The sequence below is a fragment of the Glycomyces sambucus genome (assembly GCF_900102815.1).
GTDB lineage: Bacteria > Actinomycetota > Actinomycetes > Mycobacteriales > Micromonosporaceae > Glycomyces > Glycomyces sambucus.
Window position 1 is genome coordinate 18187 of the sequence record NZ_FNGF01000004.1, and the last position, 26046, is coordinate 44232.

Here is a 26046-nt window from a genome sequence, read left to right on the forward strand (position 1 = left end):
ACCTTCGATGTACCTTGTGAACCCATGGAACGCCGACCACTTGGACGCAGCGGCATCGAGGTCTCCTCCCTCGGCCTGGGGACCATGACGTGGACCACCGACGAAGCGGGCCTTGAGGACGCGGCCGCGCAGCTCCAGACGTTCGTGGAGTCCGGCGGCACGCTCGTGGACACCGCCGACGTGTTCGGGCAGGGCATGGCCGAGGCGGCGATCGGCCAGCTCATCGGGAAGGTCGCGGCGCGATCGGAGCTGCACATCGCCACGAAGGCGGGCGTGCGCACCGACGGGGCGCCGCGCAAGCGGGACACCTCGCGCGGGTGGCTGATGCGCTCGCTGGAGGGCTCGCTGCGGCGTCTGGGGACCGACTACATCGACCTGTGGATCCTGCACGTGTACGACCCGGACACGCCGCTGGAGGAGACCATGTCGGTCCTCGACGGGGCGGTGTCCAGCGGGAAGGTGCGGTACGTGGGCCTGTCGAACCACACCGGGTGGCAGACGGCGCGCGCGTACGCGTGGCAGGCGGCGTGGCCGGGGCGGACGCCGGTCGTGGCGAGCCAGGTCGAGTACTCGCTGCTCCAGCGGGGGGTCGAGCGGGAGGTGCTGCCGGCGTGCCTGGCGATGGAGCTGGGGGTGCTGGCGTGGTCGCCGCTGGGCCGGGGGGTGCTCACGGGCAAGTACCGGTTCGGGCGGCCCGCTGACTCCCGGGCGGTGTCGGCGCAGTGGTCGCGGTTCGCGGGCGCGTACCTGGACGAGCGGTCGGCGGGGATCGTGGAGGCGTGCGCGACGGCGGCCGAGGGCCTGGGGGTGAGCCCCCTGGAGGTGGCGCTGGCGTGGGTGCGAGACCAGCCGGGGGTGGCCTCGGCGATCGTGGGCGCGCGGAACGCGACGCAGCTGCGGGCGTCGCTGGCGGCGGAGCAGCTGTTCCTGCCCCCCGAGATCCGCCTGGCGCTCGACGACGTGTCGGCGCCGGCGGTGGGGTATCCCGAGAGCTATTGAGCCGCAGGCGGACTCGCCGCCTGCGGCCCGGGTGCCAGCTAGCTCTGGTCCCCCATGGAGGCCATCCACTCGTTGACGCGGCGCTCGCCCTCCTCGCGGGAGACGTCCTCGACGCGGGTCATGATCGCCCAGCGGCGTCCGAACGGGTCGGCGATCGAGGCGTAGCGGTCGCCGGTGACGAACACGGCCGGCTCCTCGCGGACCCTGGCGCCGTGCTCGACGGCCTTGGCGAAGACGGCGTCGCAGTCCTCGACGTAGAGGACGAGCGAGGCGGTGATGCGCTCGGGGTCGGGCTCGGCCATGCCGAACGCCTCGTTGACGTCGCCGAGCTGGACGATCGAGTTCCCGATCTGGATCTCGCAGTGGGCGACGGTGCCGTCGGGCATGTCGTTGCGGGTGAGGGTCCGGGCGCCGTAGACCTCCGCGTACCAGTCGATGGCCTTGGCCGCGTCCTTGACGACGATGAACGGCGTGATCGAGTGGTAGCCCTCGGGGATCGGATGCACATTGGTTTCGCTCATGTCCCCCAGTCTGGTCGAGGCGCGGGCCCGCTTCTTGTGAAAAAGCGACATACTCCGGAGCTATGTTCGGGGCATGAGTGGACCGACGGCGAGCGACAAGGGCATTCTGCGGCCGCAGGAGGCGGCGAGGCACATCGACCTGCGGCGGTACCCGGTTCCGGGACCGCTCGGGCGGTACGTGGAGCGGTACTGGTCGGTCCACTGGGACCTGCCCGAGGGGTCCTCGTACGAGTCGGTGGTGGTCCCCCACCCGTGCGTGAACCTCAGCTTCATGCCGGTGCTCGGCGCGGAGGTCCACGGGCCGGGCCCGGCGGTGTCGCGCCATCCGCTGACGGGCCGCGGCCGGGTGTTCGGGGCGAAGTTCCGGCCCGGCGGCTTCACGGCGTTCACGGGCATCGAGGGGACCGCGCTCGCGGACTGGGTGGCCGGTGCGGCCACGGTCTTCGGCCCGGAGGCGGACGCGCTCGGAGCGGTGGTGATGGGCGGGGAGGACGAGGCGGGGGCCGCGGCGGTCACGGCGTTCCTGGCGGAGCGGATGCCCGAGCGGGTCGACGCGCGGTACGAGGAGCTGCTGCGAATCGTCGCGGCGATGCTGGAGGACCGGTCGATCACCCGCGTAGACCAGGTGGCGGCGCGGTTCTTCACGACGCCGAAGGCGCTCCAGCGGCTGTTCCAGACCTACATCGGGCTCGGCCCGAAGGCCCTGATCTGCCGGTACCGCATCCACGACGCCGCCGACCGGCTCGCGACCGAGCCGGACGTGGACCTGGCCCGCCTCGCGGCGGTGCTCGGCTGGTCGGACCAGGCCCACTTCACGCACGACTTCAAGGACCTCATCGGGTTCCCGCCGTCCGAGTACGCCGCGCAGTGCGCCTCGGCCGGGCGGGAGCTCGTCATGGCGCACCGGTGAGTGCGCCGGCCTCCATCTCCAGGCGGCGGCCCGCGAAGGACGCGCGGAGCCTGCGGTCGTGGCTGACCAGGACCACCGTGCCCGTGTAGGAGGCCAGGGCCGCCTGGAGCTCCTCGGCGAGGACCGGCGACAGATGGTTAGTCGGCTCGTCCAGGAGCAGGACGTCGACTGGCCGGGACACGAGCCGGGCGAGTTCGAGGCGGCGGCGCTGGCCCGTGGACAGGGCCGCGACCGGGGTCCCGAACTGCTCGGGTGCGAACAGCCCCAGGGCGAACAGCGCCTCAGCGTGCTCTTCGAGCGTCCCTACGCGGCCTTTGGCGAAGGCCCGCAGGACCGAGTCGCGGCCCGAGCCGGGGCCGGCGAGCTGGCGCAGGTGGCCGACCGCGCCGGTGCGCTCGGCCGTCCCCTCGTCGGGCGCGAGTTCGCCCGCGAGGACCCGCATGAGCGTGGTCTTGCCCGCCCCGTTGGGTCCGGTGACGAGGACGCGTTCGCCGCGCGCGACGGTCAGTTCGGGGACCTTGAGCCGGCCCCCGACGCGGACGTCCGCGAGGTGCAGTGCGGGCGCCTCGGACTCCTCGGCGGCCGTCGCGATCGCCGGTGCGAACCGAAGCGGTTCGGGCGGCGGCGGCGCGGGGGCGGCGAAGAGCCGTTCGAGCCGCCGCTTGGCGATCTTGATGCGGCTTCCGGCGCCGTGGTCGCGGTTGCGGGCCCGGAAGGCCCCGGTGGACATGTTCGCCATCGGGAGCTTGCGCGGGATCGCGTCGGCGCGGCCGGCGTTGTGGTCGACGATGCCCTCCTGGCGCGCGACCTCGGCCGCCCACCGCTCGTGGGCCTCGCGCGCCTGCTGGCGCTCGGTGGCCTTCGCGGTGAGGTAGCCGGCGTAGCCGTTGCCGTAGCGGCGGGCCTTGCGGTCGGCAACCTCGATCATCGTGGTGGTGACGGCCTCCAGGAACGCGCGGTCGTGGGTGACGGCCACGACGGTGCCCGGCCACTCCCGCAGCTCCGCTTCGAGCCAGGCCACGGCCGCGTCGTCGAGGTCGTTGGACGGCTCGTCGAGCAGCAGCAGCGCGGGTCGCGACGCGAGGGTCGCGGCCAGCATCAGGCGCGAGCGCTCGCCGCCCGAGAGGGTCCCGAGCGTGCGGTCGCGGTCGAGTCCGGGCAGGCCGAGCGCGGCCAGCGCCAGGTCGACGCGCAGGTCCGCGTCCCAGCCCTCGCGGGCCTCGAAGCGCGCGAGGAGGTCGGCGTAGGCGTCGGCGGCGGTGGCGTCGCCTGCGGCCAGGGCCCGCTCGGTGGCGCGCATGCCGGCCTCGATCTCGCGGAGGTCGGCCAGCGCGAGGTCGATCGCGTCGGCGACGGTGCGGTCCTCCGGCAGGTCGAGCTGCTGGGGCAGGTAGCCGACGCCTCCCGGGGAGGTGATGGTGAGTTCGCCGTTGTCGGGTTCCTCGGTCCGGGCGAGGAGCCGCAGCAGCGTGGACTTGCCGGAGCCGTTGTCGCCGACGACGCCGAGGCGCTCGCCGGGTTTGACGGCGAAGCCGACGCGGTCGAGGACGAGGTGGTCGGCGTAGCGCTTGGAGACGTCGACGAGGGTGAGTTGTACATGGCGGAACAAGAGGGCCTCCAGGAAGCAGTGGTGTGCGGGGACGGAGGCACGCACGAGGTGAAGCGCATTGCTTCGGGAACGGGATTCGATGCGTGCCGTTGGGGCCGTCGCGGAGCGGTGCTCGACGCGGGGGCCCGGCTGCTTCTAGGAGAAGTAAATCAACATCGGGGACGACTATAGGGCAGTCGCGGGGGGCTTGTCCAGGAGTCGGCGGCATCCGGGGCGGTGAGGGTGCTCACCGCCCCGGGTGCCCTTGCGGTGGCTAGGACCTGGAGACGAAACGGTCCATCGCGTCGACGCCGAAGTGGAGGCCCGAGAGCGGGACGCGTTCGTCGATGCCGTGGAAGAGGGCGGTGAAGTCGAGGTCGGCGGGGAGCTTCAGGGGCGCGAAGCCGAAGCAGCGGATGCCGAGGGTCGCGAACGCCTTCGCGTCGGTGCCGCCCGAGAGCATGTACGGGACGGTGCGTGCGCCGGGGTCGGCGAGGCGGATGGCCTCGGCCATGGCGTCGACGAGGGCGCCGTCGAAGGAGGTCTCGTAGCCGGGCTGGCGGATCTCGTACTCGAAGTCGATCCCGGGGCCGGCGAGCTCCTTGAGGGTCGCCTCGAGTTCGTCGTTGCGGCCGGGCAGGGACCGGCAGTCGATGACGGCGTCGGCGGTGGAGGGGATGACGTTGGTCTTGTACCCGGCGTTGAGGCGGGTCGGGTTGGCGGTGTTGCGCAGGGTCGCGCCGACGAGGCGGGCGATCGGGCCGAGCTTGGCGACGGCCTCGTCGGGGTTCGACGGGTCGAACTCGACGCCGGTGAGCTCGGAGACCGACTCCAGGAACTGGCGGACCGTGGGGGTCATCTCGACGGGGAAGTCGTGCTGGCCGATGTTGGCGACCGCGCGGGTGAGGCGGGTGACGGCGTTGTCGTCGTGGAGCATGGAGCCGTGCCCGGGGCGGCCGGTGGCGCGCAGGCGGAGCCAGTCGAGGCCCTTCTCGGCGGTCTGGACCACGTAGACGCGCAGGTCGTTGGGGAGGGTCATGGAGAAGCCGCCGACTTCGCCGACCGCTTCGGTGACGCCTTCGAAGACCTCGGGGTGGCGCTCGACCATGAAGCGGGCGCCGTAGTCGGAGCCGGCCTCCTCGTCGGCGGTGAACAGCAGGACCAGGTCGCGCGGGGGGACCTTGCCGGTGCGCTTCCAGTCGCGGACCAGCGCCAGGATCATGGCGTCGAAGTCCTTCATGTCGACCGCGCCGCGGCCGAAGAGGTAGCCGTCCTTGATCTCGCCGCTGAAGGGGTGGACGCTCCATTCGGCGGCTTCGGCGGGGACGACGTCGAGGTGGCCGTGGAGGAGCAGGGCTCCGCGGGAGGGGTCGGCGCCGGGGAAGCGGCACGCGACGGAGGCGCGGCCGGGGGCCGACTCGTAGATCTTCGGTTCGAGGCCGACCTCGGCGAGTTTCTCGGCCACGTACTCGGCGGCGGCGCGCTCGCCCTTCGCGGTCGCGTTGTCGCCGGTGTTCGTCGTGTCGATGCGGATCAGGTCGCGGGCGATCTCGACGACGTCGTCCTCGGGGCGGGGGTTCGCGGTTTCAGCCATCCCTGAGTTGTATCAAGCCCGCACGGGGGCCGGCACCGTGCGGTGGCGGGAGTCGCAGGTTTCACTCCGGCACCGCCGGAACCGCGACCCCCGCCACCGGTCGGGCGGCAGCGTCGTCATGGATGTGTCGTCATGGATGCGTCGTCATGGAGGCGTCCTCAGGCGGCGCCGGCGTCGGCCAGGCGCCTGGCGCGGGCCTTCTTGCGGCGCTTGGCGACGATCGGCCCCGCGAGGCGCGGGGTGAGCGGGCCGATGGCGGCCATGATGAGGACGTACGCGGCGGCGACCGATCCGAGCTGCGGATCGAGTCCGGCCGCGACGCCGAGGCCGGCGATGACGATCGAGAACTCGCCCCGCGGGAGCAGGACGAGCCCGGCTCTGAGCTTGCCTGTGAAGGCCGAACCGCTTCTGCCCGCGGCCCACCACCCCGTGGCGAACTTGGTGCCGATGGTGACCACCGCGAGCGCGATCGCGATCGGCAGGACCGGTGGCAGCGCGGTCGGATCGGTCTCCAGGCCGAAGTTGACGAAGAAGATCGCCGCGAACAGGTTCTTCAGCGGCTCCAGCGTCTCCTCGGCCTGGCGCGAGACCTCGCCGGACAGGGCCATGCCGACGATGAACGCGCCGACCGCGGCCGAGACGTGCACCTGCTCGGCGAGGCCGGCGATGACCAGGACGATGCCCATGACCTTGAGCAGCAGGATCTCGTCGTTCGGGGACTCCAGGAACCGCGAGAGCAGGTGGCCGCAGCGGGAGGCGATGACGAACGCGCCCGCGACGGCCAGGAGCGCGATGCCGAGGCCCCACGCGGCCTGCGTGAACGCCAGTCCCGCGAGGAGCGTGGTGAGGATCGGCAGGTAGAGGGCCATGATCATGTCCTCGGCGACGAGCAGCGCGAGGACCGTGGGGGTCTCGCGGTTGCCGAGCCAGCCGAGGTCGGAGAGGACCTTGGCGATGATGCCCGAGGAGGACACGTAGGTGACGCCGCCGAAGACGACGGCCGCGATCGGGCCCCAGCCGAGGATGAGCGCGCACGCGACGCCGGGGGCGGCGTTGAGCACGAGGTCGACCACGGCGCCGAGCCAGGAGGTCTTCATGGTCCCGAGCAGTTCGCGGGGGGTGTACTCCAGGCCGAGCGTGAACAGCAGGAGGACGACGCCGACCTCGGCGCCGACGTCGAGGAAGCCGGTGATCGCGTGCATCTCGTAGATGCCGCCGTGCCCGAAGGCGAGGCCGGCGATGAGGTAGAGCGGGATGGCCGAGATGCCGGCCCTGCCGGCGAAGGCTCCGAGGAGTCCGAGGGCTCCTACGAGGAGGCCGAGTTCGAGGAGGAGCTCGACGGTTCCGTGCATTACTCGATCCCGCGCAGGATCTGGTCCACGCCTTCGACCGCCTCCTGCGTCCCGATGGTGACGAGCCGGTCCCCCACGTGGAGGATCGCCGAGGGCGGCGGGCCGGTCTCGACGCCGTCGGCGCGGACGATCGCGACGATGGAGGCGCCGGTGCGGGTGCGGGCGCGGGTGTCGCCGAGCGGGCGTTCGGCGTACGGGCTGGTCGCGCCGACCTTGAGCTGCTGGGAGACCAGGTTGTCGATCTCGTGGTGGAGCCGGTTGAGCTTCTCCACGATGCGGGCGCCGCCGAGCAGTTCACCGATCGCGGCCGACTCGTCGGCCGAGAACACGATGCAGTCGAGCATCGAGTCGGGGTCGTCGGGGTCGTAGATGATGAAGTCGCGGCGGCCCTCGCGGTGGGCGACGATGCCGAGGCGCACATGGCGCTTCGTCTCGAACTCGAACCGCACTCCGATACCGGGCAGCTCGGTGCGCTCCACGTCCACGGTCGATCACTCCTCTTGTGTGGGATACGCACCGAACCGTACATCACCGGCGCCTGCGGAGCGCTGTGCGTCCGGGAAGGCCCGGCGGCGCTGCGCGTCCGCGAAGGCCCGGGTGCCGGGCACGCCGGACCGCCCGGCGGCGGGGCGCCGGGCGGTCGGACGGTGCTAGAGCCCGGAGGTGCCGGTGCCGTGGTCCTGCGGGTCGAACAGGGCGGTGGTCCCGCCGAGTCCGGCCGCGTCGGCGAGGTCGAGGAACTTGCGGCCCATCCTGGCGTGGGCCTGGACGGCCGGGTGCGTGGCCCCGTAGTCGTCCCAGTGGTCCTCGAACTGGGACATGAACGAGTAGACGAGCACCGGGGCGCCGTCGGTGCCGAAGACGACGCCGGACTCGTTGCGGTTGGCGTCGTCGGCGCCGTACTTCATGGCGATGCGCGAGCGCTCGGCCGAGGACATCTCGCGGCGGAACCCGTCGTGGTAGCCCGACAGGCCCGACAGCACGCCCAGGAGGAACCGGGTGGAGGAGGCCGACAGGAGCTCGCCGCGGGCGAGGCGCAGGAGCATGTCGGCGGACTCGGCGGTGGTGGTGTCGCCGAGCCACATGCGGTTGGGGTTGGCCGGGTTGGGCTCGACGCGGGTGTCGGTGAAGCCCTTGGCGGCGAGGGTCTCGTTGATCTCGGCGGGCGGGCAGACCAGGCCGCACAGGCGCACCGAGGTGTTGTCGGAGACCAGGAGCATCGCGACGAGGACGTTCGCGACGGTGATCTCGTCGCCGTACGCGGTCTGGTGGAAGTAGAACCCGGACCCGGTGAGGATGATCTCGGGGGTCAGGGTGATGCGGTCGTCGAGCGCGAGCTCGCCGCGGTCGATCTTGTCGAGTACGGCGAGCGCGATGCCGAGCTTGTTCATGCTGGCCGCGGTCTGCACGCTCGTGGACGCCTGGTCGACGGCGGTGACGAGGGTGTCGCCGTCCACGAGGGTGACGGTGCCCTGCCAGGTGCCGCCGGCGTTCTCGGTCTGGCGGTCCCAGATCCGCTTGATCGCGCGGGCGGCGCTCCGGGCGTCGGTGGCCGTCTCGGTCTCGGCGTGCGCGGTCCCGGCGGTGCCGAGGACGGTCCCGGCGGTGCCGAGGACGGTTCCGGCGGCGGTGAGGCCGGCGCCGAGCCTGACTACGTCGCGTCGTTGCATGGGTGCCTTTCGGTCGGATCGGGTTGCGAAGTCTCCCAGGTACTTACGCCGAACCGGGGGCGATCGGTTGCCCCACCGCGCCCCTAGATCCCGGCGAGGAGGCGGGACGCCAGGTCGCGGCGGCCCGCGGCCGCGAGGAGCCCGGCGGGGGCGAGGCGGTAGTCGGTGTCGACGGTGAAGCGGGCGTCCTTCGGGGGGCGCACGCCGCCGGAGGTGTCGCCGCCGACGGCCTCGCGGAGCCATTCGGCCGCGCCGGGGTCGCGGCGCAGGATGCCGCCGGAGCCGACGACGGCGGCGACCGCGGCGAGGTCCTTGCCGCCGCGCAGCGGCTCGGTGGGGCCGCCGATGCGCTCGCCGCGGGCGTGGCGGCGCACCGCGATCCGGGCGGCGAGGGCGCTCAGCTCCCGGTCGAAGGCGCGTTCGCGGTCGGTGCCGGCGCGGAGCGCGGGGTCGGCGCCGCGCCTGCGGGCGGCCTCGGGGAGGTCCGGGTCGGTCGGGAGGTCTTCTTCTCCGGCGGCCTCGGCGATGCCGACGGCGGTGTGGCGGACCCCGAGGTCGCCTTCGACGGTCCTCGCGCGCCAGGCGGTCCCGGCGACCTCGGCGCGCGGGCCCTGGAGTTCGGCGTCGGGGGTGAGGACGGAGTAGACGTCGGTGGTGGCGCCGCCGACGTCGACCACGAGGAGGTCGCCGGTGCGCTCGGCGAGGAGTTCGACCCCGGTGAGCACGGCGTCGGGGGTGGCGGCCTTGACCATGCGGGTGAAGTCGGCGCTGGCGGAGAGGTGCTTGCCGGCGATCACATGGCGCAGGAAGACGTCGCGGAGGGCGGTGCGGGCGGGGACGGGGTCGAGGGTGCCGATGCGGGGCAGGACGTTGCCGACAGCGGTGACCGGGACCCCGGCGGCCTCCAGGATCGCGGTGACGTCGGCGGCGGCGTTCGCGTTGCCCGCCAGGACGACCGGGGTGGTGAGGCCATCTCGTTCAGAGGCACTGGCAAGGGCGGCGGCGTGGGCGCGCAGGACGGTCTCGTCGCCGCCGTCGGTGCCGCCGGCCAGGAGGATCACGTCGGGCCGGACGGCGGCGAGCGCCGCGAGGTCGGCGGGGCCGAGGGTCCCGGCGCGGACGTCGACGACGCGGGCGCCGGCGCTGAGCCCGGCCCGGTAGGCGGCGCGGGCGGTGACCAGGGGCTCGTTGCCGATGACGGCGAGGCGCAGGCCCCCGCCCGCGGAGGAGCAGACGAGGGTGTCGACCACGGTGGCGCCCTTGGGGAGCGCGTTCGCGACGGCGGCGCGGAGGCCGTCCATGACGTCGGTGCCGAGCGTGGTCGGGTGCGAGGCGGTCCCGGCGAGCGCGCCGGTGTCCGCGTCGACGGCGGCGGCCTTGGTGTAGGTGGAGCCGACGTCGGCGCAGACGATCACACCGGTCAAGGGACCACCACGGTGCCGGTGGCGGTGGTGGCGGTGATGGGCTCGGCGAGGGCGGTCGCGGCGGAGTCGCCGCGCGCGGGGTCGGCGCGGCAGACCACGGTGAGGGTGAACTCGACGGTGCGGCTGCGCGTCCCGGTGCGGACGACGACGGCGGTGGCCTCCACGACGTCGCCGGCCCGCACGGGGGCCTTGAACTGGACGTCGGTGTAGGAGGCGAACAGGCCCTCGTCGCCGTCGGTGAGGATGCACAGCTCGGTGGCGACGTCGCCGAACATGCCGAGCCCGTAGGCGCCGTCGACGAGGTCCCCGCCGTAGTGCGCGTGCGAATAGGGGATGTACCGGCGGTGGGTCACCGTGGTGCCGTTGTGGTCGGTCATGCTGCGGTCTCCCGATTGGTGAAGACGAGTCGGTGGACGAGGTAGGAGGCGACGTCGGAGGGCATGGTGCCGCGGCTGAAGATCCGGTCGACGCCGAGGTCGGCGGCGGCGCCCTCGTCGAAGCGGGGGCCGCCGACGACCAGGAGCGGGCGCTTGCCGGGCGGCAGGGCCTCGCGGAAGGCGGCCGACATCTCGCGGGTGTTGTGGAGGTGGGCGTCCTTCTGGGTCACCACCTGGCTGACGAGGACGGCGTCGGCGCCCTCGTCCACGGCGCGGTTGACGAGGTCGGGCACGGCGACCTGGGCGCCGAGGTTGACCACGCGCAGCTCGCGGTAGTACTCCAGGCCCTTCTCCCCCGCGACGCCCTTGATGTTGAGGATGGCGTCGATGCCGACGGTGTGCGCGTCGGTGCCGATGCAGGCGCCCACGACGGTGATCTTGCGGCCGAGCTTCTCGCGGACGGCGTCGTTGACCTCCTTGGGGCTCAGGTGCGGGTAGTCGCGCTCGACGACCTGCACCTCGTCGAGGTTGACGAGGTGGGTGGAGGCGCCGTAGACGACGAAGAACGTGTAGGACTCGCCGATGGGCTTGGCGTGCACGAGCATCGCGCCGTCGAGGCCCATCTTGGCGGCGAGCTGGAGGGCGGCGCCCTCGGCGCGCTTGTCGTGCGGGACGGGCAGGGTGAACGAGAGCTGCACCATGCCGTCGCCGGTGGTGTCGCCGTAGGGGCGGACGATGCGGCTCATGCGGCGCCTCCGTTCGGAGCGCCGTCGAGGAGGTCGGCGGCGGGGTTCCAGTAGTCGTCGGCGCGCTTCGCGACGCCGTCGAGGCCGCGCCCGCCGTCGGCGGGACGCTTCATGATGCCGAAGGTGCCGTCGGCGATGGCGTCGAGCAGCCCGTCGTCGCAGATGCGCCCGAGGAGGTCGACGGCCTCGCCGAGGACGTGGTTCGCGCGGTTCGCGATGAACCCGTTCGCGGGCGGGTGGAAGTCCTCGGCGAGCCCGGCGCAGGCGCTGAGGACGTACCGGACGTTCTGGAGGGCGATGTCGCGGTCGGAGAGCCAGGGGGTGACCACCGCCTCGGTCATCATGCCCACCAGGAGGATCGACTGCCCGGTCATGACCCCGGCGAGGTTGAAGAACCCGTCGAGGAGGTTGCCGCGGAAGACGTCGCCGGTCATGTGCTTGGTCGGCGGCATCCACTTGAGCGGCGCGTCGGGGAACAGCTGGCGGGCCAGGAGCGCGTGGGCGAGTTCGAGCCGGAACGACTCGGGCACTTCGGGGTTGATCTCGAAGGCGTGCCCGAGGCCGAGCAGTTCGTCGGGGAGTCCGGCCTCGTGCGCGAAGCGCTCGTTGAGGAGCTGGGAGACGGTGACGGTGTGCGCGGCCTCGACCGCGTCGGCCGTGGTCAGGTAGTTGTCCTCGCCGGTGTTGATGATGATCCCGGCGCGGGCGTGGACCTGGCGGCTGAAGCGCTGGTCCACGAAGGTGCGGATCGGGTTGATGTCGCGGAACAGGATGCCGTACATGGAGTCGTTGAGCATCATGTCAAGCCGGTTCATGCCCGCCAGCGCGGCGATCTCGGGCATGCAGAGCCCGGACGCGTAGTTGGTGAGGCGGATGTAGCGCCCGACCTCGCGGGAGGTCTCGTCGAGGGCGGCGCGCATGAGCCGGAAGTTCTCGCCGGTGGCGTAGGTCCCGGCGAAGCCCTCGCGGGTGGCGCCCTCGGGGACGTAGTCGAGGAGGGACTGGCCGGTGGAGCGGATGACGGCGATGACGTCGGCGCCGGCCTTGGCGGCGGCCTGGGCCTGCGGGATGTCCTCGTAGATGTCGCCGGTGGCGACGATGAGGTAGATCCAGGGGCGCTGGGGCGGGTCGCCGATCCCGGCGACGAGGGCGGTGCGCTCGGCGCGGGCGGCGTCGATGCGGTCGAAGCCGGCGCCGACGGCGGCGCTCGCGCGTTCGCGGGCCTCCTGCGCGGCGCGGTCTTTCGGGAGCTCGAAACCGACGCCGCCCGCGGCGGCGGCGTGGGCGAGGCGTTCGAGGTCGGGGAAGTCCTTGAGCGCGTGGAAGACCGGGAGGGCGATGCCGTGCTCGATGCCGGTCTGCTCCTGGACGGCGTCGGCGAGGCGGTTGACCCAGGGGATGCCGTCGGGGTCGGCGCCGGTGAGTCCGGCGAGGCGGAGGGTGGCGCGTTCGACGGAGACGGTGGTGTGGCTGCGCGCGAGGTCGACGACGGGCTGGGCGGCGGTGGCGGCGAGGTCGCGGGCGCGGGCGACGAGTCCGGCGTCGAGGGGCAGGAGCGGGGTCGTCATGCGTGCGCTCCGATGCGGGTGTTGAACAGCTCCTTGAGGCGCGGGTGCGCGTTCATGAGGTGGAGGGCGTAGTCGGCGTGGCCGGGGACGTAGCCGTTGCCGATGAGCATCTCGACATCGGCGGCGAGCCCTTCGGCGCCGAGGGCGGCCTGGGGGAAGGAGGTGGCCATGGAGAAGAAGACAACGGTGCCGCCCGTCGCGGTGGCGAGCACCGCGCCGTGCTCGCAGCCGGGGACGTCGACGCAGACGACGGTGACGTCGGCGCCGCGCCCGCGCAGGGCCTCGGTCACCGCGTGCGAGAGCGCGAGGGGGTCGGTGGCGTCGGCGACGGCGACCTTGTCGGCGAGGCCGAGGCGGCGCATCTGGGCGGCCTCGACCTGGTCGCGGACGACGGCGACGACCTTGGCGGCGTGCGCGTCCTTGGCGGCGGCGAGGGACAGGGACCCGGACTTGCCGGCGGCGCCGATGACGGCGACGGTGGGCGCGGAGTGGTAGCGGCGGGAGACGACGCGGCGCACGAGCGCGGGGGCGCCGCACACGTCGAAGACGGCGAGGGCGAGGGCTTCGGGCATGTCGTCGGGGAGGGGGGCGGCGATGGAGCGGCCGAAGAGGATCGCGGTGCCGGCGGCGGGGACCTGCTCGGACTCGCCGTCCCAGCGCTCCAGGCCGTCGGTGATGAGGAGCGGGGTGAGGGTGAGGGAGACGAGGGTGGCGATCTTCTGGCCGGATTCGAGACCGAGCGGGGAGCGGGGGCCGACGGCGTCGACGGTGCCGATGAGCATGCCGCCGGAGCCGGTGACGGGGTTCTGCATCTTGCCGCGGGCGGCGATGATCGCGAGGACCTCGGCGCGGATCGCGGCGCCGTCGCCGCCGTGCTTGGTGCGCAGCTGCCGGAAGGAGGCGGCGTCGAGGTTGAGGCGCTCGACGCTGACGCGGACCTCGTCGTCGCGGATCTCGGGGTCGGGGTCGAGCCGGACGGCCGCTTGCGGCAGTGCGCCGGCGGGGCTGACGACCCGGTGCGATCCGACCGGTGAGCCTGTCGACATCGTTGTCGCCCTTTCTCGTAACGGGAGTTGATCGAATCTCAATATGCGAGACCTAGCGAGCAACTGTAACGGAAGGTTATCCTCGTCACAAGGCGGTCTACCCCCGCCCGCGACGTTTCCCCGGGCCGAACATCCCGGACATGGAGGTGAGAACGTGGCAGATCGACCATACGGTGCAGAGTCGCCCGTCGTGATCGAACAGCCCTACCAGTACCGGCGGCGCGAGCTGGCCGAACCGGACTGGACCAGGTTCCCCGGCTGGACCGGCGTGACCGAGGCCGACTGGGCCTCGGCGCAGTGGCAGCGCGTGCACTGCGTCAAGAACGTGAAGCAGCTGCGGGCCCTCATGGGCGACCGGCTCCACGAGTCGTTCTACGAGGACCTGGAGGCCGACATCGCGCACAGCGCGACGATGTCGATGCTGCTGCCGCCGCAGATGCTCAACACGATGGTCCCGGCGGTCGAGGAGACCGCGCCGGGCTCGTGGACCGACGCGTTCTACGCCGACCCGGTGCGCCGCTACATGCTCCCGGTCGCCTCGGACCGCCACGCCGAGTGGCCCTCGCACCCCTTCGCGGCGCGCGACTCGCTCCACGAGCACGACATGTGGGCGGTCGAGGGCCTGACCCACCGCTACCCCACGAAGGTCCTCGCCGAGCTCCTCTCCACCTGCCCGCAGTACTGCGGGCACTGCACCCGCATGGACCTGGTCGGCAACTCCACCCCCACGGTCGACAAGCGCCGGCTCGCGCTCAAACCGGTGGACCGGCAGACCGCGATCCTCCAGTACCTGGAGACCCACCCGGGCGTGCGCGACGTGGTCGTCTCGGGCGGCGACGTGGCGAACCTGCCGTGGCGCCAGCTCGAGTCGTTCCTGGAGCGGCTGCTGGAGGTCGAGACGATCCGCGACATCCGGCTCGCCACGAAGGCGCTCATGGGGCTGCCGCAGCACTGGCTCCAGGAGGAGATCGTCGACGGCATGGGCCGCATCGCGAAGACCGCCGCCGAGCGCGGCGTCAACCTCGCGATCCACACCCACGTCAACCACGTCAACTCGGTGACCCCGGCGGTGGCGCGGGCCGCGGCCGCGATGCTCGACGCGGGCGTGCGCGACGTGCGCAACCAGGGCGTGCTCATGCGCGGCGTCAACGACACCCAGGCCGACCTGCTCGACCTGTGCTTCGCGCTCCAGGGCGAGGCGAACATCCTGCCGTACTACTTCTACATGTGCGACATGATCCCGAACGCCGAGCACTGGCGGACCTCGGTCGCGCAGGCGCAGGACCTCCAGACCGCGATCATGGGCTACCTGCCCGGGTACGCGACCCCGCGGATCATCTGCGACGTGCCGATGGTCGGCAAGCGGTGGGTCCACCAGCTCTCGGAGTACGACCGGGAGCTGGGGATCTCGTACTGGACCAAGAACTACCGGACCTCGATCGAGGCCGACGACCCGGACGCGCTCACGCGCCGGTACCCGTTCTACGACCCGATCGACACGCTGCCGAAGGCCGGCCAGGCGTGGTGGGCGAACATGCACGCCCCGCACGCCGCGAAGGAGGCCGGGAACGCGGCCGCCGTGCGCTCGCGCCAGGCCGCAGCTCGCCAGGACGCGGCGGCGGAGGTCGGATGACCGGGACGCTCATCACGGTGGCGCCCACCGGGGCCGAGGTCGACAAGGCCGAGGTCCCGGTCCTGCCGGTGACCGTCGGCGAGCTCGTGGACACCGCGGTGAAGTGCGAGGCGGCGGGGGCGTCGATCGTCCACGTGCACCTGCGCGACGACGACGCGAAGCCGACCCTCGACCCGGTGCGGCTGCGCGACGCGGTGGCGGCCCTGCGGGATTCCACGGACCTCATCGTGCAGCTGTCCACCGGCGGGTCGGTCCGCGACGGCGAGGAGGCCCGCCTCGCGGTCCTCGACGCCGAACCGGACATGGCCTCGTGCACGATGGGCACCGTGAACTTCGGCGACGACGTGTTCACCAACCGCTGGGAGTTCGTGGTGCGCCTCCACGAGCGGATGCGCGAGCTCGCGGTCGTGCCCGAGTACGAGCTGTTCGACCTGGGGCACCTCGCGTCGCTGGAGCGGCTGCTCGACCGGCACGGCCTGCCGTTCGGCGACCACGTGCACGTGGACTTCGTGCTCGGCGTCCCCGGCGGGGCCGCGGGCGACGCGTCGACGGTGACGGCCTTCGCCGAGGGCGTGCGCCGGTACCTGCCGGAGGGGACCACGTTCTCCGCCACCGGGATCGGCCGCACCACGCTGCCGGTCATGCTCGCCTCGCTCGCCCACGGCGGGCACCTGCGGGTGGGCATGGAGGACACGGTCTCGTTCGCGCGCGGGCGGCCCGTCACCGGGAACGACCAGCTCGTGGCGCGGGCCGCCGAGGCCGCCGCACTGGCGCAGCGCCCGGCGATCAGCACCGTGGAGGCGCGCAAGCTCCTGCGGATGCGCGACTCGGACTAGCGGTGCGCGACTGGGCCCGGCCGCACGGCCGGGCCCTGTCGCGTCGCTCAGATCCGGTCGCGGTACAGGTCGCGCAGGAGGCAGATCTCGGCGCCGTGGGCCATGACCTCGCGGTTGAGGTGGAGGACGAGGGCGCCGAAGGGGTCCTCGGCGTAGTCGAGGGCCTTGGGGCCGAGCGGGGCGTCGAACGCCTCGTCGGTGAGGGCGGCGACGCCCTCGCGCCAGTGCGCGTAGGAGCGTTCGAGGGTCGCGATCGCGTCGGCGGCGGTCGCGGGGAGCGGTTCGGGCCACAGGCGCTGGTCGAACATGTGGGCGTCCTCGAGTCCGTCGTGCGGGCCGAAGAAGGCGCGGGCGCGGACGCCGAGGACGTCCCGGCTGACATGGGTCATCCGCCAGGCGATCGTGGTCACCGGCGGGGGCTCGGGGTCGGGGTACACCTGCTCCAGGCGCAGGGCGCCGTCGTCGCCGGGCCTGAGGGACCAGCATCCCTCGACCGGCTCCCACAGGTACTCGTCGTCGGTCAGCCCCTCCAGCCGGGGGCGGAGGTGGAAGTCCCAGTAGAACTCGAGCTGCCCGAGGATCTGCTGGTGCCAGTTCGCGGTCATGGCACCGACCCTAGGGCAGGGGCGCGCCGGTGTGGGCCGGACGGTGCGGTCCCCTCATGCGGGGGCCTTGCGGACACGCGGAGGGGCCCGGCCGGGTGGGTCGGCCGAGCCCCATGCCCGCGTCGCTCTAGTGCGAGCGCCAGCGGCGGCCGGCCCCGGCGATGGCACCGCCGATGAGCAGGTAGACCAGCGCGGCGAGGCCGTAGTTGACGACGGCCCGGACCTTCGGGTCGTCGATGGTGAACATGTCCCGGAACAGCCAGGAGAACCAGTTGGCCATGTCGCCGATGGCGTTGACCAGCGGGTTCCCCGGGTTCGCCTCCAAGAGGACGAACGCGAGGTGCAGCAGGATGATCAGGGCGATGAGTCCGAAGACGACCGTGACGACGTGGGCGATGAGCGAGTTGTGTCGCGAGGCTACGTAGGGCATGACCAGTCCTTCCACAGAGGCACATCGGGGGTCGATGATGGACGCCGGGTTCCCCTGGCAGCGGATTTCCAAACCAGATCCGTAAAGTTCAACGGCCGCAAGGGTTCTCGCGGAGCGAAAACGGAGGAGCCGCAACAGCCGGTCGGCAGGTAAGGTGTGTGCTCATGCCCTCAGAACCCCGGCCGCTCACCCCCGCGCGGCTGCTCCTGCGCCAGGCGCGGCCGAACCGGTGGCGGCTGGTGCTCGGCCTCCTGTGCTACGCGGGCGCCTCGTGCGCGTCGATGCCGCAGCTGTGGATCATCGGCAAGATCATCGACGAGGGGTTCATCGGCCGCTCGGCGCGCGACTTCGCGGTGTGGCTCGCGCTCGCCGCCGCCCTGGTGGTGATCCAGCCGATCCTGTGGGCCAACGGGTTCCGGCAGTTCTCCACCGTCGAGGCGCGGAACCAGCGGGCCCTGGTGCGCGACCTGACCGACCGGCTCAACTCCTCCGGCGCGGCCGTGGGCGCCAGGGTCTCGGCCGGCGAGCTGCTCAACCTCCCGAGCGAGGACGCCAGGCGCGCGGCCCGGGCCGTGAGCGACGCCGGGTTCTTCTTCAACACGCTCGTGATGTTCGCGGTCGGGGCGGCGCTGGTGTGGTCGATCCACCCGCTGCTCGGGATCGTCATCATCAGCGGCAGCATGGTCACGGCCGTGATCGCCGGGCCGCTGCTCGGACGGCTCCAGTCGCGCCAGTCGGACTACCGGGCCCGGATCGGCGACCTGTCGGCGCACGCGGCCGACATCGTCGGCGGACTGCGGGTGCTCCGCGGCATCGGCGGCGACGTGCTGTTCGCGGCCCGGTACCGGGAGCGGTCGACCGGCCTGCGCCGCAAAGGGTACGAGGTCGCGGGGCCGAGCTCGTGGATCCACGCGCTGCGACACTCGATGCCGATCGTGTTCGTCGCGGTCATCACCTGGGCGGGCTCGCTCCTGGCCGCGGGCGGGGAGATCACCATCGGCGGGCTGGCCTCGGCGTTCAGCTTCGCGACGATCTTCATCGCGATCTCGGGGAACTTCATCGGCTGCTCGCAGTACCTCGTGGCGGCCTGGGTGGCGGCCAAGCGGATCGTGCGCGTGCTGCGGATCGAACCGGACCTCGCCGACGACGGGACCGCGACCGGCGGGGGCGGCGAGCTGCGCGACCCCGAATCCGGTCTGGCCGTACCGGTCGCGGGCCTCACCGTGGTGGTGACCGCCGAGACCGCGCCGGCGGCCGCGGCGTGCGAGCGGCTGGCGCGCTACCGCGACTCCGAGGCCGAGTGGGGCGACCGGCCGCTGCGGGCGTACACGCTCAAGGAGGTGCGGTCGCGGATCATGCTGCTGACCGACGAGGACTATTTGTTCACCGGGACGCTCGCCGAGACGATGCGCGTGCCCGAGGCGGAGGCGCGGGCGGCGATCGCGGCCGCGTGCGCCGACGACGTGGCCTCGCAGGGCATGGACCTGCGCATCGACGAAGGCGGCCGGAACCTCTCGGGCGGGCAGCGGCAGCGGCTGCGCCTCGCCAGAGCCCTTGCCGCCGAACCGGAGACCCTGCTCGCGGTCGAGCCGACCTCCGCGGTCGACGCCCACACCGAGTCGCTCATCGCCGCGCGCGTGGCCGCGGCCCGCGCGGGGCGGGCGACGCTCGTGGTCACCGCCTCGCCGCTGTGGCTCGCGCACGCCGACCTCGCGGTGTGGCTGGTCGACGGCAAGGTCCGCGCCGCCGGGACCCACGCCGAACTCCTCGCCGACGCCGCCTACCGGCGGCTCGCCTCGCACAGCGTCGACTGACCCGATGGAAGCGGAGCACGCATGAGCACCATCGACACCGCCCCGGGCCGCCTCCCGGTCGCCGGGCCCGCCGCGGTCCGCCGCGCCGTCGGGCGCCTCCTCGCCGCCGACCCGGGCCGGGCCTCGGCCGTCCTGCTGCTGTACCTGTTCGCGGCCGCGTTCAGCGTCTCGGTGCCGATCCTGCTCGGGAAGGTCGTCGACGGCATCGCCGCGGACTGGACCACCGGGCAGGTGAACCTCGTGTGCGCGGTGATCCTCGCGTGCGTGTGCGTCCAGTTCGTGCTCAGCCGGCTCGGGCGCCTCGCCGGGTACCGGTTCGGGGAGCGGGCGGCGGCGCGGCTGCGCGAGTCGGTCGTGGAGCGGGTGCTGTCGCTGCCGCTGGTGCGGGTCGAGCGCGCCGGGCGCGGCGACCTCGGCACCCGGACGGCCTCCGACGTGAACGTGGTCGCGGACATGCTGCGCGACAACGGTCCCACCGTGGCGACCCTCGTCATCGAGGTGGTCGTGCTGTACGCCGCGACGTTCGTGGCGAGCCCGCCGCTCGGGCTCGTGGCGCTGGTGACGCTGCCGCCGCTGTACCTGGCCGCGCGCCGCTACCTGCGGCGGGCCGCCCCCGCGTTCCTGGAGCAGCGGGCGGCGATGAGCGAGGCGGCCGAGACCGTCGGCGCCTCGGGCGCGGGCGCGCGGACCGTCGAATCGCTGTCGATGCAGCAGGAGCGGCGCGTCCTCGGGTACGCGCGCGGTCAGTCCATGATGGACCGGATGCTGCGGGTGGTGCGGCTCCAGACGGACTTCTTCACCGTCCTGCTCATGATCAACCGCGGCCAGCTCCTCATCGTCACCCTCGCCGCCGGGATCTGGTACTTCCAGGGCGGCCTCACGCTCGGCACCGCCATCGCGGCGATCACGGTGACGGTGCGGATCGCCAACCCCACCAACGGGGTCATGACCCAGCTCGGCGAGTTCCAGCAGGGCGCGGCGGCGCTGGCGCGCATCGAGGGCGTCAATCTCGTCCCCGCCGAGTCGCGGGACGCGTGGCCCGCGGACGCGGAGCTGCGGATGGACGCGGTGACCTTCGGGTACGGCGACGGGCCCGACGTGCTGCACGGCCTCAGCCTGCACCCGGTGCGCGGGGAGCGGCTGGTGGTGGTCGGACCCTCGGGGGCCGGGAAGTCGACCATCGCCCGGCTGCTCGCCGGGATCGACCGGCCCCGGAGCGGGAGCGCGACGCTCGGCGGCGTGCCCGTCTACGACATCGGCGTGGAGGAGCTGCGGCGCCACGTGGTGCTGGTGACCCAGGAGCACTACGTGTTCACGGCCTCCCTGCGGGACAACCTGATCCTCGCCGCCCCCGACGCCACCGACGACCTCCTGGAGGCGGCGCTGCGGCGGGTCGACGCGCGCTGGGCCCTGGACGAGGGCCTGGACGCGATGCTCGGCGACGAGCACCGGCGGCTCACCACGGCCGAGGCGCAGCAGATCGCGCTCGCGCGGGTGGTGATCGCCGATCCGGACGTCGTGATCCTGGACGAGGCCACCGCGGGCATCGACCCCGCCAGCGCGGGCCGGGTCGAGGCGGCGCTCGCGGCGGCCCTGGCGGGGCGCACGGTCATCGCCATCGCCCACCAGCTCCAGGCCGCCCGCTCGGCCGACCGCATCGCGGTCGTGGAGGGCGGCCGCATCGCCGAGGCCGGGACCCACGGCGAGCTGCTGGCGGCGGGCGGGGTGTACGCGGGGCTCTGGCATGCGTGGCAAGGGGACTGAGCCGAGGCTCAAGGGTTCCGTCGATGCGTTGGAGCCGTTAGGCTCCGGACATGGCACGAACCCCCGTCACCGGCGCGCACGTCATCGAGGCGGTCGCGGCCACCGCGGTCGCCCTGGGCGAAGGCGCCCCCGACGCCTGGTCGAACCGGGCGGGCCCCATGGAGGCGTCCTGCTGGGAGGCCCTGGACCACTTGCACAACGGCCTGTTCTCGTACGCGCTGCGCCTCGCGGCGCCGGTGCCGTGGATGCCGGGCACGCCGACCATCCTGTGGGAGCGGCCCGGTGACCTGCCGCTGCCGATCCACTTCGACCGGGCCGAGGGCCCGGCGGCGGGCATCGAGGTGCTGACGATGATGGGCGGCCTGGTCGCGGTCACCGTGGACGCGCGGGGACCCGCCGAGCGCGCCTGGCACATCTGGGGCGTGGCCGACCCGGAGGGCTTCGCGGCCATGGGCGTGGTCGAGACCCTGGCGCACGCGTTCGACCTCACGCAGGGGCTGGGGGTCGGGTTCGAGGCGCCGGAGGACCTGGTCGCCCCCGCGCTCGCGCGCCTGTTCCCGGAAGCGCCGCTCGACACCGACCCCTGGTCGACGCTGCTGTGGGCCACGGGAAGAGGGCCGCTGGACGGGTTCGAGCGGCGCGGGCCCGACTGGTCCTGGCACTCGGCTCCGCTGGAGGAGTGACCAGGCGCGGCTCAGTCCTGTCCGAGGGCGGGGGCCGCGACCCAGCCGGCGACGAGCACCAGGCCCGTGGGGCGGTGGACCGCGAGGTAGGCGAAGGGGCGGTCGAAGGCGACCTCGTGGCGCACGCGCGGGTGCTCGAACACCGGCACCGAACCGAACATCGCCATTCCGACGGCCGTGACCGCCGCGGCCTCGAAGCCGGTGGCGCTGAAGCGGGCCGTGCAGGACTGCTTCGCCTGGCTGACGTAGAGCTTCTTCGCGGTGAGGCGGTCGAACTGGGCCTTGTTCCGGTCGGCGGCGAGGACGAGGCCGAGCGCGCCCTTGTCGGCGGTCAGGTCGAGGTCGTCGGTGGCGTCGAAGGCGACCGTGGTCGCCCCGATCTCGGGGCCGGTCTGCGGTGTGGAGCCCGTGTACTCGCTGACGCGGACGCCGACGGCCCGCTCGCCGGGCTTCAACTCGGTCGCCGAGCGGCCCCAGGCGGGGTCGACCGCGTCGACGAGGGTGTCCATGACCGCGTGCGGTGCGAGGTGGTCGCCGCCGAGGGCGAGGAGCACGTCGACGTCGTCCCGGCCCCGCACGGTCAGGACCGTGGCGTCGCCGGTGCAGCGCAGCACGTCGTCGTGGTAGGTGGCGCGGAGGATCCGCGGCCGCTCCAGCCCGGCCCAGGGGCCGGAGGCGAAGGGCGCGTGGGTCGACTCCTCGAAGTCGGTGGCCCACTCGGTGCGGACCATGAGGGCGCTGGCGAGGAGGAGTTCGATCGGCTCGGGGGCGTCGAGGTCGATCGGCATGGCGTCGATGAGCCCGCCGGTGTTCGCCTCCGCCCACCGGTCCAGGTGGGCCTTGTCGGCGGTGGTGTCGCCGGTGAGCGAACCGACCGCGTCGACCGGCAGGGCCGCGGCCCAGTCGGGGTCGAGGACGACGCCGGGCCCGGCCCAGACGCCGAGGGCGACGTTGAGCGCGGGTGCGCTGCGGACGCCGTCGAGGAGCGCTCGGGGCAGCGCGGCGGCCCGGTCGGCGTCGAGGCCGAGGGCGGCGAGGAGTTCGGCGCGGGTCTCGTCGACCGCGCCGGTCGAGAGCATGGCGAGGAGGGGCCAGATGCCGAGACCTGAAGCGGCCGAGGGCAGCTGGTCGCGGCCGACGAGCCAGCGCCGCGTGAGCGCGTTGGCGGCGGCGACATCGGCCGGGGTGAGGAGGTCCTGGAGGGCGGTGCTCATGCGGTCTCCGGTCGGTCGACCCAGCCGGCGACGAGGACGAGGCCGGTCGGGCGGTGGCGGGCGAGGTAGGCGAAGGGCCGGTCGAAGGCGATGCGGGCCTGGACGTGCCGGTGGTCGAGCTTCGGCACGCCGGCGGCGCGGGCCATGGCCACGGCGGTGAGCGCGGCGGCCTCGAAGCCGGTGGCGCTGAAGACGGCGGTGCACGCCTGCTTGGCCTGCGACACGAAGACCGGTTCGGCGGCGAGGCGGTCGAAGCGGGCGCGGTCCTCGTCGGCGGCGAGGACGAGGCCGAGCGCGGCGGCGTCGTCGGCGAGGTCGAGTTCGGCGTCGAGGCGGAAGCGGACGGTCTCGACGGCGGTCTCGGGCCCGGTCTGGGGCCGCATGGACTTGTACTCGGCGACTTCGACGCCGACGGCCCGCTCCCCCGGCTTCAGCTCGGTCGCCGAGCGGCCCCAGTCGGTGGCGGTCGCGGCGTCGAGGAGGCGGCCCATGACGGCGTGCGGGGTGAGGTCGTCGCGGCCGAGGCCGAGGAGCACGTCGATGCCGCCGTCGCCGGGCACGGTGAGCACCGAGGCGTCGGCGGTGATCCGCAGGGCATCGCCGAGGGTGGCCGACAGGCCCCTGACCTGGCCGAGCCCGGCCCAGGGGCCGGTCTTGAAGGCGCGCCGGCGGTCGGTGAAGGGGGTGTCCCAGGTGGTCTGGAGCGAGAGGGCGCTGGCGAGGACGAGGTCGACGGGCTGGGCGAGGTCGAGGGGCATCTCGGGGATGAGGCCCCGCGTGTGCTCGGCGGCCCAGGCGTCGAGGGCGGTCTTGTCGGCGGCGGGGTCGCCGGTGAGGGAGCCGACGGCGCCGCCGGGGAGGCCGGCGGTCCAGTCGGGGTCGAGGGTGACGCGTGCTCCGGTCCAGACGGCGATGGCGGCGCTGAGCGCGGGCGATTCGCGGACGGCGTCGAGGAGCGCTGCGGGGACGGCGGCGGCGCGGTCGGCGTCGAGGCCGAGGGCGGCGAGGAGTTCGTCCCGGGTGTCCTCGACGGCGCCGGACGCGAGGACCGCGAGGAGGGGCCAGACGCCGAGACCTGATGCGGCCGAGGGGATCTCGTCTCGCGCGAGGAGCCAGCGCCTGGTGAGCGCGTTCGCGGCGGCGGTGTCGGCGGGGCGCAGCGCCCGCTGGAAGGTGTCCTCGCTCGTGCCCATGCTGCGGAGCCTAGCGCAGGCGCACCCGCCGAAAACGGGTTGCGGGATCGGCCGCGGGGGCCTAGCGTCGCTCGGGTCAGACGAAGGACGAGTCAGAGAGGGGTCCGACATGCGCCGGACTTCGGAGTTCACCCAGCGAATCCAGCCGAACTCTGCTCTGAGGACTGTCCTTGTCATTTCTGAACCTTGGGATTCTCGCCCACGTCGACGCCGGTAAGACCAGCCTGACCGAGCGGCTGCTGTTCGACGCGGGGATCATCGCCCGCGTCGGGAGCGTCGACTCCGGCAGCACCCAGACCGACTCGATGGAGTTGGAGCGCCGCCGCGGGATCACGATCCAGTCGGCCGTCGTCGCGTTCCGCTTGGGCGCCACCACCGTCAACCTCATCGACACACCGGGGCACACCGACTTCATCGCCGAGGTGGAGCGGGCCCTGCGCGTGCTCGACGGCGCGGTCCTGGTGGTCTCCGCCGTCGAGGGTGTGCAGGCCCAGACGCGGGTCCTGTTCCGCACCCTGGAGCGGCTCGGCGTGCCGACGCTCCTGTTCGTCAACAAGATCGACCGGCGCGGCGCCCGCGAGGCGGACCTGCTGGACGACCTCGCCGCGATGCTGAGCCCGCGGCTGCTGCCGATGGGCACCGTGACCGCGATCGGCTCGGGCGCGGCGGACGCCGTCCCGTTCGCGTTCACCGACCGCGACTTCGCCGACCGGGCCGCCGACCTGCTCTCGGCGGGCTCGGACGACTTCCTCGCGGCGTACCTGGAGCGGCCCGAATCGCTCGACTACGACGCCGAGCTGGCCGCGCAGGTCCGGTCGGGGACGGCGCACCCGGTGTACTTCGGGTCGGCCGTGACCGGCGCGGGCGTGGCGGCGCTGACCGAGGGCGTGCGCCGGTACCTGCCGGTCCCGCACGGGGACCCGGACGCCGAGCCGCGCGGCACGGTGTTCAAGGTCGAGCACGAGCACCAGAAGATCGCGTACGTGCGAGTGCGCCAGGGCCGGATCGCTCCGCGGGACGTGCTGACGGCGTACCGCCGCGGCGAGTTCGGCGCGGTCGAGGCCCACGAGGGGAAGGTGACCGCGGTCGAGGTCTTCGACCACGGCACCGCCACCGTCCTGGGCGACGCCGTGCCCGGTTCGATCGCGAAGGTCAAGGGCCTCAGCGACATCCGCATCGGGGACGCGATCGGGTCGCCCGAGGGCCTGGCGAGCGGGGGCCTGTTCACGCCGCCGACGCTGGAGACCGTGGTGCGCCCGGCCGACCCGGACGACCGCGTCCGACTCAACCGGGCGCTGCTGAACCTCGCCGAGCGCGACCCGCTCGTGGACCCGCACCTGGACGAGCTGTCCGAGGAGATGGCGGTGCGCCTGTACGGCGAGGTGCAGAAGGAGGTCGTGGCCTCGCTCCTCGACGAGGAGTTCGGGATCGGCGTCGAGTTCGAGGAGACCCGCGCGATCCACGTCGAGCGGCCCCTGCGCGCGGCCTCGGCCCTGCACGAGATGGGGCCGTGGGCGCAGACGACGAACGTGGCGACCGTGGGGCTGCGGCTGGAGCCGGGCGCGCCCGGCTCGGGCCTGAAGTACGGGCTGGAGGTGGAGCGCGGCTCGCTGACGCGGGCGCTGCGCAACGCCGTCGAGGAGGGCGTCTTCGAATTCATGCGCCGGGGCCTGTACGGCTGGGCGGTGACCGACTGCGAGGTGTGGCTGACCGCGACCGGGTACGTCGGGCGCACCAGCACCGCCGGGCACTTCCGCGAGACCACGAAGTACCTGCTCGGGGTGATGCTCCGGGAGTCGGGGACGGCGGTGTGCGAGCCGGTGAACGGCTTCCAGGTGGAGTTCCCGGCCGGGACGGGCAACGCGGTCCTCAAGACCCTCGGGGAGGCGCGCGCGGACATCAAGGGCCAGTTCTCGACCGAGACCACCGGGTACGTCTCGGGGTTCATGCCGACTGAGGCCGTCCACGGCGTCGAGCGGCGTCTGCCGGGCCTCACCGAGGGCCTGGCCCTGTTCACCACCGAGTTCGCCGAGTACCGGCCCGTGTACGGCCCGCCGCCGCACCGGAAGTAGGAGCGGC

Annotated in this window: 23 protein-coding genes; 8 read left to right on the plus strand and 15 right to left on the minus strand. The window is 73.1% G+C overall.

Annotation, left to right across the window (positions count from 1 at the left end):
* Positions 1-24: 24 nt before the first annotated feature.
* A complete protein-coding gene (locus BLS99_RS12580) occupies positions 25-999 on the plus strand; it encodes an aldo/keto reductase (protein WP_091049775.1) in 975 nt (324 codons plus the stop codon).
* A gap of 38 nt (positions 1000-1037) precedes the next feature.
* Here BLS99_RS12580 and BLS99_RS12585 read toward each other — a convergent pair whose 3' ends face one another.
* A complete protein-coding gene (locus tag BLS99_RS12585; protein WP_091049780.1) occupies positions 1038-1520 on the minus strand; it encodes a VOC family protein in 483 nt (160 codons plus the stop codon).
* 73 nt (positions 1521-1593) lie between these two features.
* Here BLS99_RS12585 and BLS99_RS26225 point away from each other — a divergent pair, with 73 nt between their 5' ends.
* Positions 1594-2430, plus strand: a complete 837-nt coding sequence (locus BLS99_RS26225) for an AraC family transcriptional regulator (protein WP_091049784.1) — start codon at positions 1594-1596, stop codon at positions 2428-2430.
* Here the strand turns inward: BLS99_RS26225 and abc-f are convergent.
* The 10 genes from abc-f to kdd all read right to left on the minus strand — a co-directional run bounded on the left by abc-f (position 2414) and on the right by kdd (position 13795).
* Positions 2414-4039 (minus strand): ribosomal protection-like ABC-F family protein, encoded by a 1626-nt coding sequence (gene abc-f, locus BLS99_RS12595; RefSeq protein WP_091049788.1) that lies wholly within the window; start codon positions 4037-4039, stop codon positions 2414-2416. The two genes, BLS99_RS26225 and abc-f, sit on opposite strands and share 17 nt — an antisense overlap.
* A gap of 253 nt (positions 4040-4292) precedes the next feature.
* The gene (locus BLS99_RS12600; RefSeq protein ID WP_091049791.1) at positions 4293-5612 is read right to left on the minus strand and encodes a M20/M25/M40 family metallo-hydrolase; all 1320 of its coding nucleotides are present in this window, start codon (positions 5610-5612) and stop codon (positions 4293-4295) included.
* Between the two features lie 158 nt (positions 5613-5770).
* The gene (locus BLS99_RS12605) at positions 5771-6964 is read right to left on the minus strand and encodes a cation:proton antiporter (RefSeq protein WP_091049792.1); all 1194 of its coding nucleotides are present in this window, start codon (positions 6962-6964) and stop codon (positions 5771-5773) included.
* Positions 6964-7449: a cation:proton antiporter regulatory subunit gene (locus tag BLS99_RS12610; RefSeq protein ID WP_091049797.1), complete on the minus strand. Its 486-nt coding sequence runs from the start codon at positions 7447-7449 to the stop codon at positions 6964-6966. The genes BLS99_RS12605 and BLS99_RS12610 overlap by 1 nt, the downstream gene beginning before the upstream one ends.
* 165 nt (positions 7450-7614) lie before the next feature.
* Entirely contained in the window at positions 7615-8634 is a 1020-nt protein-coding gene (locus BLS99_RS12615; protein WP_091049800.1) for a serine hydrolase, read from the minus strand.
* A gap of 83 nt (positions 8635-8717) precedes the next feature.
* On the minus strand, positions 8718-10049 hold the full coding sequence (locus tag BLS99_RS12620) for a glutamate mutase L (protein ID WP_091049802.1): 1332 nt from the start codon (positions 10047-10049) through the stop codon (positions 8718-8720).
* Between the two features lie 5 nt (positions 10050-10054).
* Positions 10055-10435, minus strand: a complete 381-nt coding sequence (kal, locus tag BLS99_RS12625; protein ID WP_091049805.1) for a 3-aminobutyryl-CoA ammonia lyase — start codon at positions 10433-10435, stop codon at positions 10055-10057.
* Positions 10432-11181, minus strand: coding sequence for a lysine 5,6-aminomutase subunit beta (gene kamE, locus BLS99_RS12630; protein WP_091049808.1), 750 nt, complete (start codon positions 11179-11181; stop codon positions 10432-10434). The genes kal and kamE overlap by 4 nt, the downstream gene beginning before the upstream one ends.
* A complete protein-coding gene (gene kamD, locus BLS99_RS12635; protein WP_091049810.1) occupies positions 11178-12749 on the minus strand; it encodes a lysine 5,6-aminomutase subunit alpha in 1572 nt (523 codons plus the stop codon). The genes kamE and kamD overlap by 4 nt, the downstream gene beginning before the upstream one ends.
* Complete coding sequence (kdd, locus tag BLS99_RS27425) at positions 12746-13795, minus strand: L-erythro-3,5-diaminohexanoate dehydrogenase (RefSeq protein WP_091049813.1); 1050 nt, start codon at positions 13793-13795, stop codon at positions 12746-12748. The genes kamD and kdd overlap by 4 nt, the downstream gene beginning before the upstream one ends.
* A 190-nt stretch (positions 13796-13985) precedes the next feature.
* Between kdd and BLS99_RS12645 the strand changes: the two genes are divergently transcribed.
* A complete protein-coding gene (locus BLS99_RS12645; protein WP_091049815.1) occupies positions 13986-15428 on the plus strand; it encodes a KamA family radical SAM protein in 1443 nt (480 codons plus the stop codon).
* Complete coding sequence (locus BLS99_RS12650; RefSeq protein WP_091049819.1) at positions 15425-16264, plus strand: beta-keto acid cleavage family enzyme; 840 nt, start codon at positions 15425-15427, stop codon at positions 16262-16264. Before BLS99_RS12645 ends, BLS99_RS12650 begins: the two co-directional genes overlap by 4 nt.
* Positions 16265-16311: 47 nt before the next feature.
* Here BLS99_RS12650 and BLS99_RS12655 read toward each other — a convergent pair whose 3' ends face one another.
* Positions 16312-16869: a DinB family protein gene (locus BLS99_RS12655; protein WP_091049823.1), complete on the minus strand. Its 558-nt coding sequence runs from the start codon at positions 16867-16869 to the stop codon at positions 16312-16314.
* Positions 16870-16996: 127 nt separating this feature from the next.
* On the minus strand, positions 16997-17299 hold the full coding sequence (locus tag BLS99_RS12660) for a hypothetical protein (RefSeq protein ID WP_091049827.1): 303 nt from the start codon (positions 17297-17299) through the stop codon (positions 16997-16999).
* 164 nt (positions 17300-17463) lie between these two features.
* Here BLS99_RS12660 and BLS99_RS12665 point away from each other — a divergent pair, with 164 nt between their 5' ends.
* The 3 genes from BLS99_RS12665 to BLS99_RS12675 are packed head-to-tail and all read left to right on the plus strand — an operon-like array spanning position 17464 to position 21560.
* Positions 17464-19113: an ABC transporter transmembrane domain-containing protein gene (locus tag BLS99_RS12665; RefSeq protein WP_091049830.1), complete on the plus strand. Its 1650-nt coding sequence runs from the start codon at positions 17464-17466 to the stop codon at positions 19111-19113.
* Between the two features lie 21 nt (positions 19114-19134).
* On the plus strand, positions 19135-20877 hold the full coding sequence (locus tag BLS99_RS12670; RefSeq protein ID WP_091049834.1) for an ABC transporter ATP-binding protein: 1743 nt from the start codon (positions 19135-19137) through the stop codon (positions 20875-20877).
* A 50-nt stretch (positions 20878-20927) separates the two neighbouring features.
* The gene (locus BLS99_RS12675) at positions 20928-21560 is read left to right on the plus strand and encodes a hypothetical protein (protein ID WP_218126458.1); all 633 of its coding nucleotides are present in this window, start codon (positions 20928-20930) and stop codon (positions 21558-21560) included.
* Positions 21561-21571: 11 nt separating this feature from the next.
* Here BLS99_RS12675 and BLS99_RS12680 read toward each other — a convergent pair whose 3' ends face one another.
* Positions 21572-22774, minus strand: a complete 1203-nt coding sequence (locus BLS99_RS12680; protein WP_091049838.1) for a serpin family protein — start codon at positions 22772-22774, stop codon at positions 21572-21574.
* The gene (locus BLS99_RS12685) at positions 22771-23967 is read right to left on the minus strand and encodes a serpin family protein (protein ID WP_176953339.1); all 1197 of its coding nucleotides are present in this window, start codon (positions 23965-23967) and stop codon (positions 22771-22773) included. The genes BLS99_RS12680 and BLS99_RS12685 overlap by 4 nt, the downstream gene beginning before the upstream one ends.
* Before the next feature lie 170 nt (positions 23968-24137).
* On the opposite strand from BLS99_RS12685, the gene BLS99_RS12690 reads away from it, so the two are divergent.
* Positions 24138-26039, plus strand: coding sequence for an elongation factor G (locus BLS99_RS12690; RefSeq protein ID WP_091049845.1), 1902 nt, complete (start codon positions 24138-24140; stop codon positions 26037-26039).
* Positions 26040-26046 lie beyond the last annotated feature (7 nt).

Coding starts and splice junctions, on each gene's coding strand:
- BLS99_RS12580 (WP_091049775.1), top strand. CDS start 25: ATGGAACGCCGACCACTTGGACGCAGCGGCATCGAGGTCTCCTCCCTC.
- BLS99_RS12585 (WP_091049780.1), bottom strand. CDS start 1,520: ATGAGCGAAACCAATGTGCATCCGATCCCCGAGGGCTACCACTCGATC.
- BLS99_RS26225 (WP_091049784.1), top strand. CDS start 1,594: ATGAGTGGACCGACGGCGAGCGACAAGGGCATTCTGCGGCCGCAGGAG.
- BLS99_RS12600 (WP_091049791.1), bottom strand. CDS start 5,612: ATGGCTGAAACCGCGAACCCCCGCCCCGAGGACGACGTCGTCGAGATC.
- BLS99_RS12605 (WP_091049792.1), bottom strand. CDS start 6,964: ATGCACGGAACCGTCGAGCTCCTCCTCGAACTCGGCCTCCTCGTAGGA.
- BLS99_RS12615 (WP_091049800.1), bottom strand. CDS start 8,634: ATGCAACGACGCGACGTAGTCAGGCTCGGCGCCGGCCTCACCGCCGCC.
- kal (WP_091049805.1), bottom strand. CDS start 10,435: ATGACCGACCACAACGGCACCACGGTGACCCACCGCCGGTACATCCCC.
- kamE (WP_091049808.1), bottom strand. CDS start 11,181: ATGAGCCGCATCGTCCGCCCCTACGGCGACACCACCGGCGACGGCATG.
- kamD (WP_091049810.1), bottom strand. CDS start 12,749: ATGACGACCCCGCTCCTGCCCCTCGACGCCGGACTCGTCGCCCGCGCC.
- kdd (WP_091049813.1), bottom strand. CDS start 13,795: ATGTCGACAGGCTCACCGGTCGGATCGCACCGGGTCGTCAGCCCCGCC.
- BLS99_RS12650 (WP_091049819.1), top strand. CDS start 15,425: ATGACCGGGACGCTCATCACGGTGGCGCCCACCGGGGCCGAGGTCGAC.
- BLS99_RS12655 (WP_091049823.1), bottom strand. CDS start 16,869: ATGACCGCGAACTGGCACCAGCAGATCCTCGGGCAGCTCGAGTTCTAC.
- BLS99_RS12660 (WP_091049827.1), bottom strand. CDS start 17,299: ATGCCCTACGTAGCCTCGCGACACAACTCGCTCATCGCCCACGTCGTC.
- BLS99_RS12665 (WP_091049830.1), top strand. CDS start 17,464: ATGCCCTCAGAACCCCGGCCGCTCACCCCCGCGCGGCTGCTCCTGCGC.
- BLS99_RS12670 (WP_091049834.1), top strand. CDS start 19,135: ATGAGCACCATCGACACCGCCCCGGGCCGCCTCCCGGTCGCCGGGCCC.
- BLS99_RS12675 (WP_218126458.1), top strand. CDS start 20,928: ATGGCACGAACCCCCGTCACCGGCGCGCACGTCATCGAGGCGGTCGCG.
- BLS99_RS12680 (WP_091049838.1), bottom strand. CDS start 22,774: ATGAGCACCGCCCTCCAGGACCTCCTCACCCCGGCCGATGTCGCCGCC.
- BLS99_RS12685 (WP_176953339.1), bottom strand. CDS start 23,967: ATGGGCACGAGCGAGGACACCTTCCAGCGGGCGCTGCGCCCCGCCGAC.